Source organism: Streptomyces plumbidurans, assembly GCF_019857225.1.
Classification (GTDB): Bacteria; Actinomycetota; Actinomycetes; order Streptomycetales; family Streptomycetaceae; genus Streptomyces; species Streptomyces plumbidurans.
Genome location: NZ_JAFJSY010000034.1, coordinates 108797 through 128998 on the forward strand (window position 1 = coordinate 108797; position 20202 = coordinate 128998).

At 71.7% G+C, this 20202-nt stretch carries 13 protein-coding genes and 1 pseudogene; 8 read left to right on the forward strand and 6 right to left on the reverse strand.

From position 1 onward, the window contains the following. Nucleotides 1–230 precede the first annotated feature (230 nt). Complete coding sequence (locus tag JYK17_RS22515; protein WP_128803331.1) at nt 231–1391, forward strand: acyl-CoA dehydrogenase family protein; 1161 nt, start codon at nt 231–233, stop codon at nt 1389–1391. Here the strand turns inward: JYK17_RS22515 and qcrB are convergent. Together qcrB and JYK17_RS22525 are read right to left on the reverse strand one after the other, a co-directional pair. Then, the gene (gene qcrB / locus JYK17_RS22520) at nt 1366–3015 is read right to left on the reverse strand and encodes a cytochrome bc1 complex cytochrome b subunit (protein WP_222811061.1); all 1650 of its coding nucleotides are present in this window, start codon (nt 3013–3015) and stop codon (nt 1366–1368) included. The two genes, JYK17_RS22515 and qcrB, sit on opposite strands and share 26 nt — an antisense overlap. Before the next feature lie 68 nt (nt 3016–3083). Continuing rightward, nucleotides 3084–3809 (reverse strand): vWA domain-containing protein, encoded by a 726-nt coding sequence (locus JYK17_RS22525; protein WP_108013442.1) that lies wholly within the window; start codon nt 3807–3809, stop codon nt 3084–3086. A gap of 127 nt (nt 3810–3936) precedes the next feature. On the opposite strand from JYK17_RS22525, the gene JYK17_RS22530 reads away from it, so the two are divergent. Then, nucleotides 3937–4842: a chitosanase gene (locus JYK17_RS22530; protein ID WP_108013441.1), complete on the forward strand. Its 906-nt coding sequence runs from the start codon at nt 3937–3939 to the stop codon at nt 4840–4842. Nucleotides 4843–4982: 140 nt separating this feature from the next. Here JYK17_RS22530 and JYK17_RS22535 read toward each other — a convergent pair whose 3' ends face one another. The 3 genes from JYK17_RS22535 to JYK17_RS22545 form a co-directional block, all read right to left on the reverse strand. Next, nucleotides 4983–6446 (reverse strand): glutamate synthase subunit beta, encoded by a 1464-nt coding sequence (locus JYK17_RS22535; protein ID WP_128803328.1) that lies wholly within the window; start codon nt 6444–6446, stop codon nt 4983–4985. Beyond that, the gene (gltB, locus tag JYK17_RS22540) at nt 6439–11031 is read right to left on the reverse strand and encodes a glutamate synthase large subunit (RefSeq protein WP_222811062.1); all 4593 of its coding nucleotides are present in this window, start codon (nt 11029–11031) and stop codon (nt 6439–6441) included. The genes JYK17_RS22535 and gltB overlap by 8 nt, the downstream gene beginning before the upstream one ends. A 367-nt stretch (nt 11032–11398) precedes the next feature. Further along, complete coding sequence (locus JYK17_RS22545) at nt 11399–12130, reverse strand: VIT1/CCC1 transporter family protein (RefSeq protein ID WP_108013438.1); 732 nt, start codon at nt 12128–12130, stop codon at nt 11399–11401. Nucleotides 12131–12402: 272 nt separating this feature from the next. Between JYK17_RS22545 and JYK17_RS22550 the strand changes: the two genes are divergently transcribed. From JYK17_RS22550 to JYK17_RS22575, 6 genes are all read left to right on the forward strand, one after another. After that, nucleotides 12403–13407, forward strand: coding sequence for an ADP-ribosylglycohydrolase family protein (locus JYK17_RS22550; protein WP_108013437.1), 1005 nt, complete (start codon nt 12403–12405; stop codon nt 13405–13407). Nucleotides 13408–13982: 575 nt separating this feature from the next. Continuing rightward, the gene (locus tag JYK17_RS22555; protein ID WP_222811064.1) at nt 13983–15170 is read left to right on the forward strand and encodes an ADP-ribosylglycohydrolase family protein; all 1188 of its coding nucleotides are present in this window, start codon (nt 13983–13985) and stop codon (nt 15168–15170) included. Between the two features lie 14 nt (nt 15171–15184). After that, complete coding sequence (locus JYK17_RS22560; RefSeq protein ID WP_222811063.1) at nt 15185–16351, forward strand: ADP-ribosylglycohydrolase family protein; 1167 nt, start codon at nt 15185–15187, stop codon at nt 16349–16351. Continuing rightward, nucleotides 16339–17700, forward strand: a complete 1362-nt coding sequence (locus JYK17_RS22565) for an ADP-ribosylglycohydrolase family protein (RefSeq protein ID WP_108013434.1) — start codon at nt 16339–16341, stop codon at nt 17698–17700. Before JYK17_RS22560 ends, JYK17_RS22565 begins: the two co-directional genes overlap by 13 nt. Next, complete coding sequence (locus JYK17_RS22570) at nt 17697–18986, forward strand: CaiB/BaiF CoA transferase family protein (RefSeq protein WP_234547630.1); 1290 nt, start codon at nt 17697–17699, stop codon at nt 18984–18986. The genes JYK17_RS22565 and JYK17_RS22570 overlap by 4 nt, the downstream gene beginning before the upstream one ends. After that, nucleotides 18983–19819: an HpcH/HpaI aldolase/citrate lyase family protein gene (locus JYK17_RS22575; protein ID WP_108013433.1), complete on the forward strand. Its 837-nt coding sequence runs from the start codon at nt 18983–18985 to the stop codon at nt 19817–19819. Before JYK17_RS22570 ends, JYK17_RS22575 begins: the two co-directional genes overlap by 4 nt. A 48-nt stretch (nt 19820–19867) precedes the next feature. On the opposite strand, the pseudogene JYK17_RS22580 reads toward JYK17_RS22575, so the two are convergent. Next, nucleotides 19868–20202: pseudogene (locus tag JYK17_RS22580) on the reverse strand (prolipoprotein diacylglyceryl transferase); the annotation flags it as partial.

Sequence of the window (20202 nt, forward strand, 5' to 3'; positions counted from 1 at the left end):
CGCCAGGATCCACGAAGGGACACCGCTGATGCGCGAACGCTCCGCCGGCACGGGCGGCCCGGCCACGCCCGCCAGGCGTGACCGCGCAAAGGCCCGAGGAACGCCAGGATCCACGAAGGGACACGGCTGATGCGCGAACGCTCCGCCGGCACGGGCAGCGCGGCCACGCCCGTCAGGGTGACCGCGCTAAGGCCCGAAAAAAAGCCGGCGCCCACGAAAGGACACCGCTGATGCGCTTCCTGCTCGATGCCGAACAGCGGGACTTCGCCGCCTCGTTGGATGCGATGCTGACGGCGGCGGACACGGCGGCGGTCGTACGGGACTGGAGCCGGGGCGACCACGCGAGCGGGCGCGCCCTGTGGTCCCGTATCGCCGAGGCCGGGGTCTTCTCGCTGGCGGTCGGGGAGAAGTACGGCGGCATGGGGGTGCGGCCCGTCGAACTTGCTGTCGCCTTTGTCGAGTTGGGGCGGCACGCGGTGCCGGGCCCGCTGGTGGAGACGGTCGCTGCGGCTGTGCTCCTCGCCGGACTCGAGGAGGCCGGTCCCGCCGAACGCCTGCTGCCCGCGCTGGCCTCCGGCAAGTCGGCGGCCACCCTGACGACGGGCCGGTACGCGCTCGACGCGGACATGGCCGACGTAGCCCTGGCTGTTGCGGATCCTTGCAGTGGGGCGCCGCGGTCCGAGGCCACCCTGTTCGTCACGCCCCCGCCGGGCCGCCCGGACGGGCCCCTCGCCGCGGGCAGCCCCCTCGCATCCGGCTCACGTTCTCCCGCTCCGGCGGCACGGCCCGACTCCCGTTCGTCCGCGGGCCCTGGCGCGGCGCACCGCACGCCCTTGCGCACGACCAGCAGCCCCACGCCCGGGGGCCCGCCACCGCGCCCGTCTCTCGACCCCGCCCGCCGGCTCTTCCCGCTGCCGTCCGGCGGGGAACTCCTCGCCACCGGCCCGCAAGTCTCCGAGGCCGCCGCCCGCGCACTGCTCCTGGCCCGGCTCTCCACCGCCGCCCAAGCGCTCGGCGTCGGCCTCGCGCTGCTCGACAGAACCGTCGCGTATGTCGAACAGCGCACCCAGTTCGGCGCCCCCATAGGCTCGTTCCAGGCCGTCAAGCACCGACTGGCCGACGCGAAGATCGCGTTGGAGTTCGCGCGCCCCCTGCTGTTCGGCGCCGCGCTGACGCTGGGCCCGGCCGATGTCGCCGCGGCCAAGGTCACCGCGTGCGAGGCGGCGTATCGGACGGCCCGTACGGCGCTCCAGCTGCACGGCGCGATCGGCTACACCGCGGAGTACGACCTGTCCCTGTGGCTGACCAAGGCCCGTGCCCTGCGCACCGCGTGGGGCGGGCCGCGCGAGTGCCGGGCCCTGGTCCTCAGTGGTGGTGATCGCCGCTGGTGAGCTCGCGGTACTCCTCCACCGTCGGCTTCGGGATGTGCGACTCCGACCCGAACATGGCCTTGGACAGCTGCGCGCGCACCCGCTGGGAGACCGTGACCTGCCGCCGCACACCGTTCGCGTCGACCAGCGGCCCGATCTCGTACGGCGGCTCCTGCTCGTGCTGGGTGAGGGTGAACAGCTGGTCCTGCTCCAGGGGTTCGTGGACCTCGACGAACTCTCCGTGCGGCAGTCGCTTGATGGTGCCGCTCTCCCTGCCGTGCAGCACCTTGTCCCGATCCCGGCGCTGCAGGCCCATGCAGACCCGTTTGGTGACCAGGAACGCCACCACCGGCATCACGAAGAAGGAGATCCGCACGAACCAGGTGATCACGTTGATGGACAGATGCAGATGCGTGGCCACGACGTCGTTGCCGCCGCCGATCAGCAGCACCCCGTACAGGCTCAGCCAGGCCACGCCCAGGCCGGTGCGCACGGGCATGTTGCGCGGCCGGTCCAGGATGTGGTGCTCGCGCTTGTCACCGGTGATCCAGGCCTCGATGAAGGGGTATACGCCGATGGCGAGCATGATCAGCGGGAAGAGCGAGAAGGGGATGAAGACGCCCAGCTCCAGCGTGTGGCCCCAGAAGTTGAGCTCCCATCCCGGCATCACCCGGATCAGGCCCTCGGAGAAGCCGAGATACCAGTCGGGCTGGGCGCCGGTGGTGACCAGATCCGGCCGGTAGGGACCGAAGGCCCAGACGGGGTTGATGCTGGCGACGCCGCCCATGATCGTCAGGACACCGAAGACGAGGAAGAAGAAGCCGCCCGCCTTGGCCATGTAGACCGGCAGGAAGGGCATGCCGACCACGGTCTTCTGGTCCCGTCCGGGACCCGGGTACTGCGTGTGCTTGTGGTAGAAGACCAGGATCAGATGGGCTACGACCAAGCCCAGCATGATCCCCGGCAGCAGCAGGACATGGACCGGGAAGAGCCGCGAGATGATGTCGTGCCCCGGGAACTCCCCGCCGAACAGGAACATGGACAGATACGTACCGACGATCGGGACCGACAGGATCGCACCGTCGGCGAAGCGGATCCCGGTGCCGGACAGCAGGTCGTCGGGGAGCGAGTAGCCGGTCAGACCGGTGATGATGCCGAGGAACAGCAGGGTCCAGCCGAACAGCCAGTTCAGCTCGCGCGGCTTGCGGAAGGCGCCGGTGAAGAACACCCGCATCATGTGGATGAGCATGCCGGCGATGAAGACCACGGCCGCCCAGTGGTGGATCTGCCGGATCAGCAGCCCGCCGCGCACGTCGAAGCTGATGTCGAGCGTGGACTCGTAGGCCCGGGTCATCGGGACGCCGTTGAGCGGGGTGTACGAGCCGTGGTAGATCACCTCGACACCGCTCGGCTCGAAGAACAGGGTGAGGTAGATGCCGGTGAGGATCAGGATCAGAAAGCTGTAGAGGCAGACCTCGCCCAGCATGAAGGACCAGTGGTCCGGGAAGACCTTGCGCATATTGGCCTTGGCCAGCGAGTAGAGCCCCAGCCGCCCGTCGGCCCAGTCGGCGACCCGCTCGCCCTTGCCCGGCGGCTCCCTGCGTGCGGAGGTCACCGTTTCGTTCGCCGATCGTGCGCCGTCCATACGTTCGTCGCCTCCCCGTCGGATCATCCTCAGGGTGACACGACAGGGGGGCCAAGCCAACGGGGCGGTCAGGACGACGGCAGGATCCCCTCCGCCCGCGCGGCCACCAGCCACTTCGGAAACTCCCCGACGAGGCGGTCGTAGAGCTGCGCGTCGGACACCTTCGCGGGGTCCGCGCCGGCGTGGAAGAACCCGGCGTTGTCCACCACCCGCTTGTCCGGAACCGCCAGGTCGTCGAGCCTGCGCAGGAAGTCGAACTGCTTGCTGTGCGGGTCCCCGAAGCCCACGAACTGCCAGAACAGCGGCAGCTTGGCCGCCTTGCACAGATACCGCTCCGCGGCGAGCTTGTTGATCGGGCCGCCGTCGGTCTGGAATACGACGAGGGCGGGGGCGGTGGATCCGCTGTCCAGGTAGTGGTCGATGACCGCGTCCATCGCCAGGTGGTAGCTGGTTTTGCCCATGTGCCCGAGCCCGGCCACGATCCGGTCGATACGGCCCTGGTGGTCGGCCAGCGCGATATCGGTCTCGGCGTCGACGTCCGTGGAGAAGAAGACCACCGGCACCCGTCCGTCGTCGTCGAGATGCGCCGACAGCCCCAGCACCCGGTCCGCGAGCGCCTGCACGCTGCCGTTCTGGTAGTACGGCTTCATGGAGCCGGAGTAGTCGACCACCAGGTACACGGCGGCCCGCACACCCTCGATGCCGTGCCGGTGCAGCGAGGCCCCCGCGCTCTTGTAGAGACTGACCAGCGCGGGCGCGGTCTCCTCGACCTTCTGCAGACTGATGGCAACCATGGCCCCTACTCTCCCATCGGCACCAGGCGTTGGTTGCCTCGTCCACCGCCGCCCCCACCGGCCCACCATCAGTCCCGGCGCCGACGTGTGACCGGATCATGGAACATGTGCACGTAATGTGTGCCTTATGAAACGTGTCGGCTGCCTGCTCCTCGCGGCCCTTCCCGTGGTCATCACGGCGGGGGTCTACGTCCTCACGCCCGCGCACTCGGATGACGGCACGTCCAGGACCTCGGTCTCCGCCGCGCCGCACAAGGCGCAGGACGCGAAGAGCAGGGCGGAGAAGGAGCGCTCGGAGGACGACGAGGTGATCGCCGACCTGCCACCCGGCCTCGCCGCCCCGGCCAAGAAGGAGCTGGCGCAGAAGCTGGTGGCGAGCGCCGAGAACTCGACCCTTGACTGGCGCAGCGCCTACGGCTACATCGAGGACATCGGCGACGGCCAGGGCTACACGGCCGGCATCATCGGCTTCTGCACCGGCACCCACGACCTGCTCACCCTGGTCGAGCGCTACACCAGGGCGCACCCCGGCAACGGCCTCGCCCGCTATCTCCCCGCCCTGCGCAAGGTCGACGGCACGGACTCCCACCAGGGCCTGGACCCCGGCTTCACCGCCGCCTGGAAGGCCGAGGCGAAGCTCCCCGCCTTCCGCAAGGCCCAGGACGGGGAACGCGACCGCGTCTACTTCGACCCGGCCGTACGCCTCGCCAAGCTCGACGGCCTCGGCACGCTCGGCCAGTTCATCTACTACGACGCCATGGTCTTCCACGGCCCCGGCACCGGCCCGAACAGCTTCTACGGCCTGCGCGAACGCGCCATGGCGCAGGCGGACACGCCCTCGCAGGGCGGCTCCGAGAAGAAGTTCCTGGACGTCTTCCTGGACATCCGCGTCAAGGCCATGCGCTCCAAGCACCCCGGCATCGACACCAGCCGCATCGACACGGCCCAGCGCCAGTTCCTGTACGACGGGAACCTGTCCCTGAGGACACCGCTGAAGTGGAAGGTGTACGGGGAGAGTTACGAGGTGCCGTAGATCCGCGCGGACATGCGGCGGCGCCCGCCCCAGCGGTCCGGTCGGGGACTGTGCGGGCGGGCGCCGTCTGTGTTCCGTACGCCTTTGTACGGGACGTCTTTTGATGGACCGTCAGGTCCCCTGTGTCGCTTGGGCCGTGGTCAGGCCATCAGGGCGCGGTCCGTCGGGCGGATCGGGGCCGGCAGGTCGCTGGCGCCGGTCAGGAAGCGGTCGACGCCCTTGGCGGCGGAGCGGCCCTCGGCGATCGCCCAGACGATGAGCGACTGGCCGCGGCCGGCGTCACCGGCGACGAACACACCGGGCACATTGGTCTGGAAGTCGGCGTCGCGGGCGATGTTGCCGCGCTCGTCGAGGTCCAGGCCGAACTGCTCCAGCAGGCCGTTCTCCCGGTCGGGGCCGGTGAAGCCCATGGCGAGGGTGACCAGCTGGGCCGGGATCTTGCGCTCGGTGCCCGGCTTCGAGGTCAGCTTGCCGTCGACGAACTCGACCTCGGCGAGGTGCAGCCACTGCACGTTGCCCTCCTCGTCGCCCTCGAAGTGGGTCGTCGAGGCGGAGTAGATCCGCTCGCCGCCCTCCTCGTGGGCCGAGGTGACCTTGTAGAGGATCGGGAAGGTCGGCCAGGGCTGGTTCACCGGGTGCCGCTCGTCGTTCGGGCGGGGCATGATCTCCAGCTGGGTGACGGAGGCAGCGCCCTGGCGGTGCGCGGTGCCCACGCAGTCCGCTCCGGTGTCGCCGCCGCCGATGACCACGACGTGCTTGCCCTCGGCCGAGATCGGGGAGGTGACGTAGTCGCCCTCCTGGACCTTGTTCGACAGGGGCAGGTACTCCATGGCCTGGTAGATGCCCTTCAACTCCCGCCCGGGGACGGGGAGATCGCGGGCGGTCGTGGAGCCTGCGGCGATCACGACGGCGTCGTAGCGCTTCTTCAGGTCGGTCGCCTTGAGGTCGCGGCCGACCTCGACGCCGGTACGGAAGCGGGTGCCCTCCGCGCGCATCTGCTCGATACGGCGGTTGATGTGCCGCTTCTCCATCTTGAACTCGGGGATGCCGTAACGGAGCAGGCCGCCGATGCGGTCGGCGCGCTCGTAGACGGCGACGGTGTGGCCGGCCCGGGTCAGCTGCTGGGCGGCGGCCAGGCCCGCGGGGCCCGAGCCGATGACGGCGACGGTCTTGCCGGACAGGCGCTCGGGGATCTGCGGGGCGACGTCACCGGCTTCCCACGCCTTGTCGATGATCGAGACCTCGACGTTCTTGATGGTCACCGGCGGCTGGTTGATGCCGAGCACGCACGCCGACTCGCAGGGGGCCGGGCACAACCGCCCCGTGAACTCAGGGAAGTTGTTCGTGGCGTGCAGGCGCTCGGAGGCGGCGCTCCAGTCCTCGCGGTAGGCGTAGTCGTTCCACTCGGGGATGAGGTTCCCGAGCGGACAGCCGTTGTGGCAGAACGGGATGCCGCAGTCCATGCAGCGGCTGGCCTGCTTGCTGATGATCGGCAGCAGGGAGCCGGGGACGTAGACCTCGTTCCAGTCCTTGACGCGCTCGTCGACGGGACGGGTCTGGGCGACCTCGCGGCCGTGGTTCAAGAAGCCCTTCGGGTCAGCCATGGGTCGCCGCCTCCATCATCTTCTCGGTGATCTCGGTCTCGGTGAGACCGGCTCGCTCGGCGGCGTCCTTGGCGGCGAGCACTGCCTTGTACGTGCTGGGGATGATCTTGCTGAAGCGCTCCACGGCGGTGTCCCACTCGGCGAGCAGCTTCTCGGCGACCGTCGACCCCGTCTCCTCCTGGTGCCGGCGCACGACGTCGTGCAGCCACTGCTTGTCGGAGTCGTCCAGGGCCTCTACGGCGCCGACGTTGCCAACGTTGACGTTGTCGACGTCGAGGTCGATGACGTAGGCGATGCCGCCGGACATGCCGGCCGCGAAGTTGCGGCCCGTCTCGCCGAGGACGACCGCCCGGCCGCCGGTCATGTACTCGCAGCCGTGGTCGCCCACGCCCTCGGAGACAACCGTCGCGCCGGAGTTGCGGACGCAGAACCGCTCGCCCGAGCGGCCGCGCAGGAACAGTTCGCCGCCGGTCGCGCCGTAGGCGATGGTGTTGCCCGCGATCGTCGAGAACTCGGCGAGGTGGTCGGCGCCCCGGTCCGGGCGGACGACGAGGCGGCCGCCGGACAGGCCCTTGCCGACGTAGTCGTTGGCGTCGCCCTCCAGGCGCAGCGTGACACCGCGCGGCAGGAAGGCGCCGAAGGACTGGCCCGCGGAACCGGTGAACGTGATGTCGATGGTGTCGTCGGGCAGGCCCGCGCCACCGAACTTCTTGGTCACCTCGTGCCCGAGCATGGTGCCGACCGTACGGTTGATGTTGCGGATGGCGACCTGGGCGCGCACCGGCTGGGCGTCGGTGGCGGAGTCCGCGGCCAGGGCGTCGGCGGCGAGCTTGATCAGCTCGTTGTCGAGCGCCTTGGTCAGGCCGTGGTCCTGCTCGATCAGCCGGTGGCGCACGGCGCCCTCAGGCAGGTCGGGCACGTGGAACAGCGGCTCCAGGTCAAGGCCCTGCGCCTTCCAGTGGTCGACGGCGCGGGTCACGTCGAGCGCCTCGGCGTGGCCGACGGCCTCCTCGATGGTGCGGAAGCCCAGCTCGGCGAGGATCTCGCGGACCTCTTCGGCGATGTACTGGAAGAAGTTGACGATGTACTCGGCCTTGCCGGAGAAGCGCTCGCGCAGCGTCGGGTTCTGCGTGGCGATGCCGACCGGGCAGGTGTCCAGGTGGCAGACGCGCATCATGACGCAGCCGGAGACGACGAGCGGCGCGGTCGCGAAGCCGAACTCCTCGGCGCCGAGCAGCGCGGCGATGACCACGTCACGGCCGGTCTTGAGCTGGCCGTCGGTCTGCACGACGATGCGGTCGCGCAGGCCGTTGAGCAGCAGGGTCTGCTGGGTCTCGGCGAGACCCAGCTCCCAGGGGCCGCCCGCGTGCTTCAGCGAGGTCAGCGGGGAGGCGCCCGTACCGCCGTCGTGGCCGGAGATCAGCACCACGTCGGCGTGCGCCTTGGAGACACCCGCCGCGACCGTGCCGACGCCGACCTCGGAGACCAGCTTGACGTGGATCCGCGCCTGCGGGTTCGCGTTCTTCAGGTCGTGGATCAGCTGGGCCAGGTCCTCGATGGAGTAGATGTCGTGGTGCGGGGGCGGGGAGATGAGGCCCACGCCCGGCGTCGAGTGACGGGTCTTGGCGACCCACGGGTAGACCTTGTGGCCGGGCAGCTGGCCGCCCTCGCCGGGCTTGGCGCCCTGGGCCATCTTGATCTGGATGTCGTCCGCGTTGACCAGGTACTCGCTGGTCACGCCGAAGCGGCCGGAGGCGACCTGCTTGATCGCCGAGCGGCGCGCCGGGTCGTACAGGCGGTCGGCGTCCTCGCCGCCCTCGCCGGTGTTGGACTTGCCGCCCAGCTGGTTCATGGCGATGGCGAGGGTCTCGTGCGCCTCGCGCGAGATGGAGCCGTAGGACATGGCGCCGGTGGAGAAGCGCTTGACGATCTCGCTGGCCGGCTCGACCTCGTCGATGGAGATCGGCTCGCGGCCGGACTTGAAGCCGAACAGGCCGCGCAGCGTCATCAGGCGCTCGGACTGCTCGTTGACGCGCGCGGTGTACTTCTTGAAGACGTCGTAGCGGCCGGTGCGCGTGGAGTGCTGGAGGCGGAAGACCGTCTCCGGGTCGAACAGGTGCGGCTCGCCCTCGCGGCGCCACTGGTACTCGCCGCCTATGTCGAGGGCGCGGTGGGCGGGCGCGATGCCGGAGGCCGGGTACGCCTTGGCGTGGCGGGCGGCGACCTCCTTGGCGATGACGTCGATGCCGACGCCGCCGATCTTGGTGGCGGTGCCGTTGAAGTACTTCTCGACGAAGGCGTCGTCCAGGCCGACGGCCTCGAAGACCTGCGCGCCGCGGTAGGAGGCGACGGTCGAGATGCCCATCTTGGACATGACCTTCAGGACGCCCTTGCCGAGGGCGTAGATCAGGTTCTTGATGGCCTGCTCGGGCTCCAGGCCGTTGATGAAGGTGCCCGCGCGCAGCAGGTCCTCGACCGACTCCATCGCCAGGTACGGGTTGACGGCCGCGGCGCCGTAGCCGATGAGCAGGGCGACGTGGTGGACCTCGCGGACGTCTCCGGCCTCGACCAGCAGGCCCACCTGGGTGCGCTGCTTGGTGCGGATGAGGTGGTGGTGGACGGCAGCGGTGAGCAGCAGCGAGGGGATCGGCGCGTGCTCGGCGTCCGAGTGGCGGTCGGACAGGACGATCAGCCGGGCGCCGTTCTCGATGGCGGCGTCGGCCTCGGCGCAGATCTCGTCGATGCGCGCGGCGAGGGCCTCGCCGCCGCCGGAGACCCGGTACAGGCCGGAGAGGGTCGCGGCCTTGAAGCCGGGCATGTCGCCGTCGGCGTTGATGTGGATGAGCTTGGCCAGCTCGTCGTTGTCGATGACCGGGAAGGGCAGCAGGACCGAGCGGCACGAGGCGGCGTTCGGCTCCAGCAGGTTGCCCGAGGGGCCGAGGGAGGAGCGCAGGGAGGTGACCAACTCCTCCCGGATCGCGTCCAGCGGCGGGTTGGTGACCTGCGCGAACAGCTGCGTGAAGTAGTCGAAGAGCAGTCGCGGGCGCTCGCTCAGCGCGGCGATCGGCGAGTCGGTGCCCATCGAGCCGATCGGCTCGGCCGCGGCCTTGGCCATCGGCGCGAGCAGGACGCGCAGCTCCTCCTCGGTGTAGCCGAAGGTCTGCTGGCGGCGGGTGACCGAGGCGTGGGTGTGCACGATGTGCTCGCGCTCGGGCAGGTCGCCCAGCTCTATCTCGCCGGCCTCGATCCACTCGGCGTACGGCTGCTCGGCGGCGAGGGTCGCCTTGATCTCGTCGTCCTCGATGATGCGGTGCTCGACCGTGTCGACGAGGAACATGCGGCCGGGCTGCAGCCGGCCCTTGCGCACGACCTTGGCCGGGTCGATGTCGAGGACGCCGACCTCGGAGCCGAGGACGACCAGGCCGTCGTCGGTGACCCAGTAGCGGCCGGGGCGCAGGCCGTTGCGGTCGAGGACCGCGCCGACCTGCTTGCCGTCGGTGAAGGTGACGCAGGCGGGGCCGTCCCAGGGCTCCATCATCGTGGAGTGGAACTGGTAGAAGGCGCGCCGGGCCGGGTCCATGGAGTCGTGGTTCTCCCACGCCTCGGGGATCATCATCAGCACGGAGTGCGGCAGCGAACGCCCGCCCAGGTGCAGCAGTTCGAGCACCTCGTCGAAGGACGCCGAGTCGGAGGCGTCCGGCGTGCACACCGGGAACAGGCGCTCCAGGCTGCCGTCGCCGAACAGGTCGGAGACGAGCTGCGACTCGCGGGCGCGCATCCAGTTGCGGTTGCCCTTGACGGTGTTGATCTCGCCGTTGTGCGCGACGAAGCGGTAGGGGTGCGCGAGCGGCCACGACGGGAAGGTGTTCGTGGAGAAGCGCGAGTGGACCAGGGCGATGGCCGACGCGAAGCGGCGGTCGGAGAGGTCCGGGAAGAACGGCTCCAGCTGGCCGGTGGTCAGCATGCCCTTGTAGACGATGGTGCGCGCCGACAGCGACGGGAAGTAGACGCCGGCCTCGCGCTCGGCGCGCTTGCGCAGCGCGAAGGCCTTGCGGTCGAGGTCGATGTCCTTGCTCGCGCCGTCCGTGACGAAGATCTGCCGGAAGGCGGGCATCGTCGAACGGGCGGTGGCGCCGAGCAGTTCCGGTGCGACCGGAACCTCGCGCCAGCCGAGCACCGTGAGGCCTTCTTCACCGGCGATCGTCTCGATCCGTGAGATGACGTCCTCGGTGCCCTCCTCGGGCAGGAAGGCGATGCCGACGGCGTAACCGCCCGCCTCGGGCAGCTGGAATCCGGCCACCTCGCGGAAGAAGGCGTCGGGCACCTGGGACAGCAGTCCGGCGCCGTCGCCGGAGTCCGGCTCGGAGCCGGTGGCGCCGCGGTGCTCGAGGTTGCGCAGCACCGTCAGGGCCTGTTCGACCAGAGTGTGGGACGCCTCGCCGGTGAGGGTCGCCACGAATCCGACGCCGCACGCGTCTCGTTCGTTGCGGGGGTCGTACATACCCTGCGCAGCAGGGCGAGCATCCATGAAGGACCAGTTCTGGCCATTCGCGGAATGCTGGGACGGCTGGCGCGGCGTACGCATCGGCTCTCCCGTCGTCGTCTCAAGTGGCAAGTTCAAAGTGCCGAGGGACGACGTTGGCCCTCTGCTCGGTGCAAAATTTCACGCAGATTACATGATGGGGGCATTCTCGGGAAGCGGATGCTTCGTTCCAACATGCGGACACCGCGGGGCGGCTGGGGTACCACTCCTGCGGTGGGAGCTATGGGGACCGAACGGGACAGATCGATGTCCGTCGGTCCAAGGCGGGAGGGGCGGCGTCGCCCGCCCCGCGGATGCGCGACAGGCGTCATTGCCCACAGCGCTTACGGCTCATGCCCGGTGGTCATGCATCCGAAACCAGCGAGTAACGGCTACTTATGCGGCCCAACGCATACTGTGCAACCGGCCGTCATCCTACGGCCGTTCCGAACAGGCTGCCCAGGGCGTACGTCACACCGGCCGCCGCCCCACCGAGCGCGAGCTGCCGCAGTCCGCTGTACCACCAGCTGCGCGCCGTCACCCTGGCCACCACCGCGCCGCAGGCGAAGAGCCCGATGAGCGCCAGCAGCAGCGCCGGCCAGAGCACGGTCGCACCGAGCAGATACGGCAGTACGGGCAACAGGGCGCCCAGCGCGAAGGACCCGAACGACGACACGGCCGCGACCAGCGGGGACGGCAGGTCGCCGGGGTCGATGCCGAGCTCCTCGCGGGCGTGTATCTCCAGGGCCTGCTCGGGGTCCTTCGACAACTGCCGGGCCACTTCCCGCGCGAGCTCCGGCTCGACGCCGCGGGACGCGTAGAGCGCCGCGAGCTCGGCCTCCTCGTCCTTGGGGTGCTTGCGCAGCTCCCGGCGCTCGACGTCCAGCTCGGCCTCGACCAGCTCGCGCTGGGAGGCCACGGACGTGTACTCACCGGCGGCCATCGAGAAGGCGCCGGCGGCCAGGCCCGCGAGCCCGGTCAGCACGATGCCCTTGTGGCCGACGGCGCCGCCGGCCACACCCGTCATCAGGGCGAGGTTGGAGACCAGGCCGTCCATCGCGCCGAAGACGGCGGGGCGCAGCCAGCCGCCGTTCACATCCCGGTGCGTGTGGTTGTCGCGGTGCGCTTCGTGCAGCGCGGCCTCGGTCTCGATGATCGCCACGAGGGTCCTCCCAAGGAAGCTAAGCCAAAGCTAACTTTGGACAGGTTCTAACTTCCGACAACGCCGAATCTACGCCTGCCATTCCCTTCCCGCCAGCTAGGAAAGGCTGAGCTAACCAGCGCCTTCGCGCCTCCACGCCACCCGTGCCGTAGCGGGCACAGACGTCGACCGGGTGACTTGGCTGCGTCCGAGGCTCAGGTCAACCGCCGACGGTGGGACACATGGGCAAAGGGTTCGCGCCCTGTGCGAGCCCACTCCCCGAGAGGCCGCGTATGGCATCGGTCGCCTGCATTCCCCCGGTCCCCTCGCCCGGGAACGCCGCCGGACTCCGCGAGCGGGCGCGCGGCGCGCTGCTCGGCCTGGCCGTCGGCGACGCCCTCGGAGCCCCGGCGGAGAACCTGAAGCCCTCCCAGATCCGCGCCCGCTGGGGCCGCATCACGGGCTACGTCGCCGAGCGCCCCTGCGGCACCGACGACACGGAGTACGCGATCTTCTCGGGCCTGCTCCTGGCCCGGCACGGCTCGGCCCTCACCCCGGTCCATGTCGAGGCGGCCTGGCACGAGTGGATCGCGGACCGCGAGGAGGGCCCGTTCCGCGGCGCCGGCTTCAGCGAGCGCGGCACGCTGGAGAACCTCCGCCGAGGCCTCGCCGCCCCCATCTCGGCCCAGCACCGGCACGCCTGGAGCGACGGTTTGGCCATGCGCGCGGCCCCCTTCGGCGTCTTCGCCGCGGGCCGCCCCGCCGAGGCCGCCCGACTGGTGGCCATCGACGGCTCGGTGAGCCACGACGGCGAGGGCATCTACGGCGGCCAGGCCGTCGCGGCGGGCGTCGCGGCGGCGATGGCGGGGGCGCCGCCCATCGCGGTCGTCGCCTCCGCCCTGGCCGTCGTCCCCGACGACTCCTGGACGGCCCGCTCCCTGCGCCGGGCCGCCGCGGTCGCCCACCGCGGCGAACGAGCCGTACGCTCGGCGGTCGTCATCGGCGGCTACCCCTGGACCGACCTCGCACCGGAAGCGGTCGCCCTGGCCTTCGGCGCCTACGCGGCGGCCGACGGCGACTTCCGCCAGTCCGTCCTGGCAGCCGTGAACATGGGCCGCGACGCCGACACCACGGCCGCGGTGGCGGGCGCACTCGCGGGCGCCACCCAGGGCATCTCGGCCATCCCCCAGGACTGGGCAGCCGCCATCACCCCGGCCCGCGGCACCTGCCTCCCCGCCATGGCCGGCCACCACATCCTCGACGTGGCAGACCGCCTCACCCCGGGGGCCACCCGATGACCCCACCCGCCCCCTGGACAACACCCGAGACGACCCCGCCACAGGACCCCCCGGCAGCCGCAGACGACGAGACCACCCGACCTACCGACGGCGAGTCCCCCCGGCAGGAGCCACCGGCACCGGACACGGACGAACCCGCAGCCACCGACGGCGAGTCACCCCAACAGGAGCCACCCGCACCCGACACCGACGAACCCGCCCGACCCACCCGGCCCGCACCCGCACCCGCTGCCGCCGCCGCTGCCGCCGCCGCTGCCGCCGACGACGAGTCACCCCCACAAGACCCACCCGCACCCGACACCGACGAACCCGCCCGACCCACCCGGCCCGCACCCGCACCCGCTGCCGCCGCCGCTGCCGCCGCCGCTGCCGCCGACGACGAGTCACCCCCACAAGACCCACCCGCACCCGACACCGACGAACCCGCCCGACCCACCCGGCCCGCACCCGCTGCCGCCGAGTCACCCCCACAAGACCCACCCGCACCCAACACAGACGAACCCGCCCCACCTACCCCACCCCCACCCGCACCCGCCGACGGCGAGACACCCCCACAGGGGCCACCCGCACCCAACATCGAAATCCGCACGGGTGGTGCGGGTGGGAACACATCGGCCGAAGGCGAAGCCGCACCCCACGCCGACGCGCACAACAAAGCCCGCCGCACCGAAGGCCTCCTGCTAGGGCTCGCCGCAGGCGACGCCGCCGGCTGGCCCTCCGCCCGTCACCGAGCCGCCCGTATGCCCGAGTGGACCCGCCGCCTCACCCGCGAACTCGACACCTTCGCGGAACAGAACGCCACCACCACCCTCCCGGTCCCCATCGCCCTGAACCAACCCCCCGAACCCCTCCGCCTCGGCCCCTCGGACGACGCGGAATGGGCGGCCTTCGCCGCAGAGGCCCTCCTGCGCGCAGGAGACAGCACCGTCCTCAACGACCTCAGCCGAGAACGCCGTACGAGAGCCGCCATCGACCTCACCTGGAACGCCGTCGCCGCAGAGGTCGCCGCCGCGGCGGACCGCGCACCGGAGGTCGAGTCCGCCGCCCTCCCCCTGCGCGCCCGTATCTCCGTACGCGCCGGCCTGGGCAACCTCGCCACCGGCCTGCGCCCACCCGCCACCGGCCACGACAACCCCCACTACTTCGACGACGCCGCCTGCGTACGCGCCTGTGTCCTCGCCGTGGCCCACCCCGGCGACCCCCGCCCGGCCGCTGACCTCGCCGAGTTCGACGCCCGCTACACCCAGGACGGCGACGGAGTGCACGGCGCCCGCGCGATGGCGGCGGCCGTCTCCCTCGCCCTCGGCGGCGCGGACGCGCCCACCTGTGTCACGGCTGCCCTCGCCGAACTCCCCGAGAACACGGAGATCGGCCGCAACGCCCGCCACGCCCTCGACCTCGCGTCCGGCACCGAGAGCGCCTTCACCCTGGTCCCGCTCCTGGAGCACCAGATCGTCGACCACGTCTACAGCTACGGCATCGCCGCCGCCGAGACGGTCCCGGTCGCCCTTGCCCTGGCCATCGCCTCGGGCGGCCGTATCGCGGAGGCGGTCCCGGCCGCGGCCTGTCTGTCCCGCGTCGCCGATTCCGCCCCGGCGCTCGCGGGCGCGCTGACCGGAGCGCTCGGCGGCGGCGCGTCGATCCCGGCGACCTGGCGCCAGGCCTGCCGCACCCTCTCCGGCTGCGCACTCCCGCGCCTCACCGGCACCGACCTGGTGGAACTCGCCGCACTTCTGGAAGCCACGCAACCGACCTCACCGTAAGGACGATCCCGCGCATGAGACAGATGGAACCGATGACGCCCCTGGAAGACCGCATCACCGCAGCCCTCGTCGGCGCGGCGGTCGGCGACGCCCTCGGCGGCCCCGTCGAGGGCTACTCCCCCGACCAGATCCTCGAACGTCACGGCGGCCGCGTGCACGGCATCGTCGGCCCGTGGAGCGGCGACGAGTGGCGCACGGCCCGCCCCCTGGCGCCGTACCACAAGGGCGACGGCCATGTCACCGACGACACCTTGATGACGCACGCGCTGGTGCGGGTGTACGCGCGGGTCCGCGACCACCTGGACGCATACGCGATCGCCGACCACCTGGTCCCGGACCTGATGACGAACCCGCGCTGGATCCCCGAGCTGGAGACCGAGGCCCTCCCCCTGCACCGCCTCTTCCTCGCGGAGAAGTGGCTGGTGGCCCGGCTCCACTACGGCCATGCCGACCCCCGCGAGGCGGGCACCGGCAACATCGTCAACTGCGGTGCCGCGATGTACATGGCGCCGGTCGGCCTGGTCAACGCGGCCAATCCGGCGGGCGCGTACGCGGAGGCGCTGGACGTCGCGGGCGCGCACCAGTCGTCGTACGGCCGCGAGGCGGCGGGCGTTCTCGCGGCGGCGGTGGCCGCGGCGGCCTCCCCCGGAGCGACGCCGGACTCGGTCGTGGCCGCCGCGCTGGCCCTGGCGAAGGACGGCACGCGCACGGCGATCGACCGGGTCTGCGAAGTGGCGTCCCGGTACACGGACTTCGAGTCGGCGCTGGTCCCGTTGCGGGAGGCGGTGGCGCCGTACGACACGGTGGGCCCGGACTACCGCGCCCCCTCCCTCGGAGCCCGCCGCCCCTCCCGGCTCCATGCGATCGAGGAACTCCCCGTCGCCCTCGGCGTGTTGCTGGTCTCCGGCGGCGACTACCGGCACGCGGTCCTGGGCGCGGTCAACTACGGCCGCGACTGCGACTCCATCGCGACGATGGCGGGCGCGCTGGCCGGCGCCCTGGGCTCGCCGGTCCCGGAGGACTGGTCGAAGCGGGTGGCGGAGGCGAGCCGGCTGGACCTGTGGGAGCCGGCGGCGACGCTCACGCGGGTGGCCCGGGAGGTCTTCGAGCGGGACGTACGCCGTCGCAGGACCCACGAGGCGGCGTTCACCGGGATGGGAGGCCCGAGTTGCTCCGACTGACCTGGGTCCAGCCGGAGGACCTGATCGGCCACGAGCTGCGGCAGGCGGCCCTGGACGGGCGCGAGCCGTCGGCGATCGCCGCACGGTGGAGTGCCGCGGGCGGTCCCGAGGCCCCGCTGCGGGCGGGCGCGTCGCCGACCCCCGTATCGCGGTATCTGCGGCTGCTGGCCAAGGACCTGCTGGACGAACTGGCGGACCTGCCGGGCACGTTGAGCGACAGCGAGCCGACGGACCTGCGGCGGATCAGGGCCCTGTGCCCCGACTGGCCCGCGTCAACCGGCCCGTCGCCGGTCACGCGGTCCCGTCTCGAAGCCGCCTGGCTCGGCCGTGCCGTCGGCTGTCTGCTGGGCAAACCGGTGGAGAAGCTGCCCCTCGACGGCATCCGGCAACTGGCGCGCGCCACCGGGAACTGGCCGTTGCACACCTACTTCACCGCCCGCGGGGTACCGGCGGACCTCCTCGCGCAGCACCCTTGGAACCGCCGCTCGGCGACCACCTCACTCGCCGAGAACATCGACGGCATGCCCGAGGACGACGACCTCAACTACCCGCTGCTCGACCTGCTGTTGCTGCAGCGCCACGGCAGGGGGTTCACCACCGCCGACGTCGCCGGTCTGTGGCTGTCGGAGCTTCCGGCGGGCCGCACCTTCACCGCCGAACGCATCGCCTACCGCAATCTGCTCCTCGGCCTGGAGCCGCCGCACACGGCCCGCCACCGCAACCCCTTCCGCGAGTGGATCGGCGCCCTCATCCGCGCCGACGTGCACGGCTGGACCAACCCCGGCGACCCGGCCGCCGCGGCCGAGCAGGCCCATCGCGACGCCACCCTCAGCCACACCGCGAACGGCGTGTACGCCGCGATGTTCACGGCCGCCGTCATCGCCGCCGCGGCGACCGGCACCCACGACGTCCACGCCTGTCTCCGCACCGGCCTGACCGTCGTACCGCCCGGCTCCCGGCTGGCCCGTGCCGTCCGTCACGCCGTCGAACTCGCCCTGGAACACGCCGACTTCGACACCGTCGTCGACCGGCTTCACGAGGCGTACGCCGCAACCCACCACTGGGTGCACGCCGTTCCCAACACCGCTCTCGTCGCCGCCGCGCTCACCCATGCGGACGGCGACTTCAGCGGCTCCATCTGCCGTGCGGTGTCCGGGGGTTGGGACACCGACTCGTGCGGCGCCACCGTCGGCAGCGTCGCCGCCCTCCTCGCCGGTGCCCCGGCCGCCCTGCCGGACCGCTGGACGACCCCGCTGAAGAACCGGCTCGCCACCTCCGTGGGCGACTTCAACGGCATCGGCTTCGACACCCTGGCCCAGCTCACGCACCGGGAGGCATCCCGCTCATGACCCGAGCCACCTCATCCACCCCATCCACCCGAACTACACCATCCACCCCATCCACCCAATCCACTCCACCGGCCCGATCCACCCGAGCCACCGCCGAGGCCCAGGCCCCGCTCACCGGCCTGCGCGTCCTCGACCTCGCCACCCTCTTCGCCGGCCCGCTCGCCGCCACCATGCTCGGTGACTTCGGCGCCGAGGTCATCAAGGTGGAACACCCCGCCAAGCCGGACCCCGCCCGCGGCCACGGCCCGTCGAAGAACGGCGTCGGCCTGTGGTGGAAGCTCCTCGGCCGCAACAAACAGACCATCACCCTCGACCTGTCGAAGCGGGGCGGCCGCTGCACCCTGCTGCGTCTGGTCGCCACCGCGGACGTCGTCATCGAGAACTTCCGCCCCGGCACCCTGGAGAAGTGGGACCTCGGCTGGGAGGAACTGTCCGCCGCCAACCCCCGGCTGATCCTCACCCGGGTCACCGCCTTCGGCCAGTTCGGCCCGAGCGCGCACCGCCCCGGCTTCGGCACGCTCGCCGAGGCGATGAGCGGCTTCGCCGCCATCACCGGCGAGCCGGACGCGCCCCCGACGCTCCCGCCCTTCGGCCTCGCCGACTCCATCGCGGGCCTGGCCACGGCCTACGCCGTCATGACCGCACTCGCCGCCCGCGAGCGCACCGGCGAGGGCCAGGTCGTCGACATGGCGATCATCGAGCCGATCCTGACCGTCCTCGGCCCCCAGCCCCTCTGGTACGACCAGCTCGGCCACGTCCAGCCGCGCACCGGCAACCGCTCCCAGAACAACGCCCCGCGCGGCACCTATCTCACCGCCGACGGCGCCTGGGTCGCCGTCTCCACCTCCGCGCAGTCGATCGCGGAACGCGTGATGCACCTGGTGGGCCGCCCGGAGCTGATCGACGAACCGTGGTTCGCGACGGGCGCCGACCGCGCACGGCACGCCGACGTCCTGGACGCGGCGGTCGGCGGCTGGATCGCCGAGCGCACCCGGACCGAGGTGCTCGCGGCCTTCGAGAAGGCGGAGGCGGCGGTGGCGCCGGTCCAGGACGTCCGGGAGGTGATGACGGACCCGCAGTACGCGGCCCTGGACACGATCACCACCCTCGACGACCCGGAACTCGGCCCCCTCCGCATGCAGAACGTCCTCTTCCGGCTCTCCTCCACCCCCGGCGCGATCCACTGGGCGGGCCGCCCGCACGGCGCGGACACCGAGACGGTGCTGACCGCACTCGGCCTGACCCCGGCCGAACTGACCGCCCTGCGCGAGGAGGGCGCCGTATGACACCGCCCCCGCTCACCTGGCTCTACGCCCCCGGGGACCGCCCGCATGTCGTCGCCAAGGCCCTGGTCGCGGGCGCCGACGTCGTCGTCATCGATCTGGAGGACGCGGTCGCCCCGGACCGCAAGGAGTACGCCCGCGCCGCCACGGCCGAACTCCTCTCCGCCCCGCAGCCGGTCCCCGTCCATGTCCGCATCAACGCCCTGGACGGCCCGCTCGCCCCACGTGACCTGGACGCGGTGGCCGCGCTGCCGGGCCTGTCGGGCCTGCGCCTCGCGAAGGTGACGTCACCCGAGCAGATCGTGCGCACCGCGGAACGATCGGTGCCCGCCGCCGGAGGGGCCCTCGCCCTGTACGCCCTGCTTGAGTCCGCCCTGGCCGTCGAGCGCGCCCATGCCATCGCCTCGGCCCACCCGGCCCTGCGCGGCATCGCCCTGGGCGAGGCGGACCTCCGGGCCGACCTGGGCGTACGCGAGGACGCGGGCCTCGACTGGTCCCGCTCCCGCGTCGTCGTCGCCGCACGGGCGGCGGGCCTGCCCCCGTCCCCGCAGTCGGTGCACCCGGACATCCGCGACCTGGAAGGCCTGGCCGCGTCCTGCGCCCACGGCCGCGCCCTCGGCTTTCTGGGCCGCGCCGCCATCCATCCCCGTCAGCTCTCCGTCATCGAGCGGGCCTATCTGCCGACGGCGTGGGAGATCGAGGAGGCCGAGACGATCGTGAAGGCGGCGACGACCCGGCAGGGCGCCCAGGCGCTGCCGGACGGCCGGTTCATCGACGCGGCGGTGGTGACGGCGGCGCAGCGCACCCTGGCGCTCGCCCGCCGCGAACAGCGATGAGGGCGCCCGCTTCGCCGCGGGCGCCCTCATCGGCACAGGACCGGCCGGTCAGCTCTTCCTCGCCGACTCGGCACCGTCCTTCGCGCCGGCTTTCACGTCGTCCTTCGCGCCGTCCTCCGCCTCTTCCCCGGCGTCGTCGGCGTTCCCGGCGTCCTCGGGCTCCTTTGCGGAGTCCTTCTCGTCCGGCTCGGTCCTCGGGGAGTCCGCCTCGTCCTTCTCGAACGAGACGGGGGTCGCGCCGTCGACCTCGGCGGCTTCCTCCAGGGCGCCCGGCTCGACCACGGCCTCCCGGCCGGGACGCTTCTTCGACGACACCACGATGTACACCACCGCGAGCAGGAAGACGCCCAGCGCGGTCCAGTCGTTCAGCCGGAGGCCGAGGA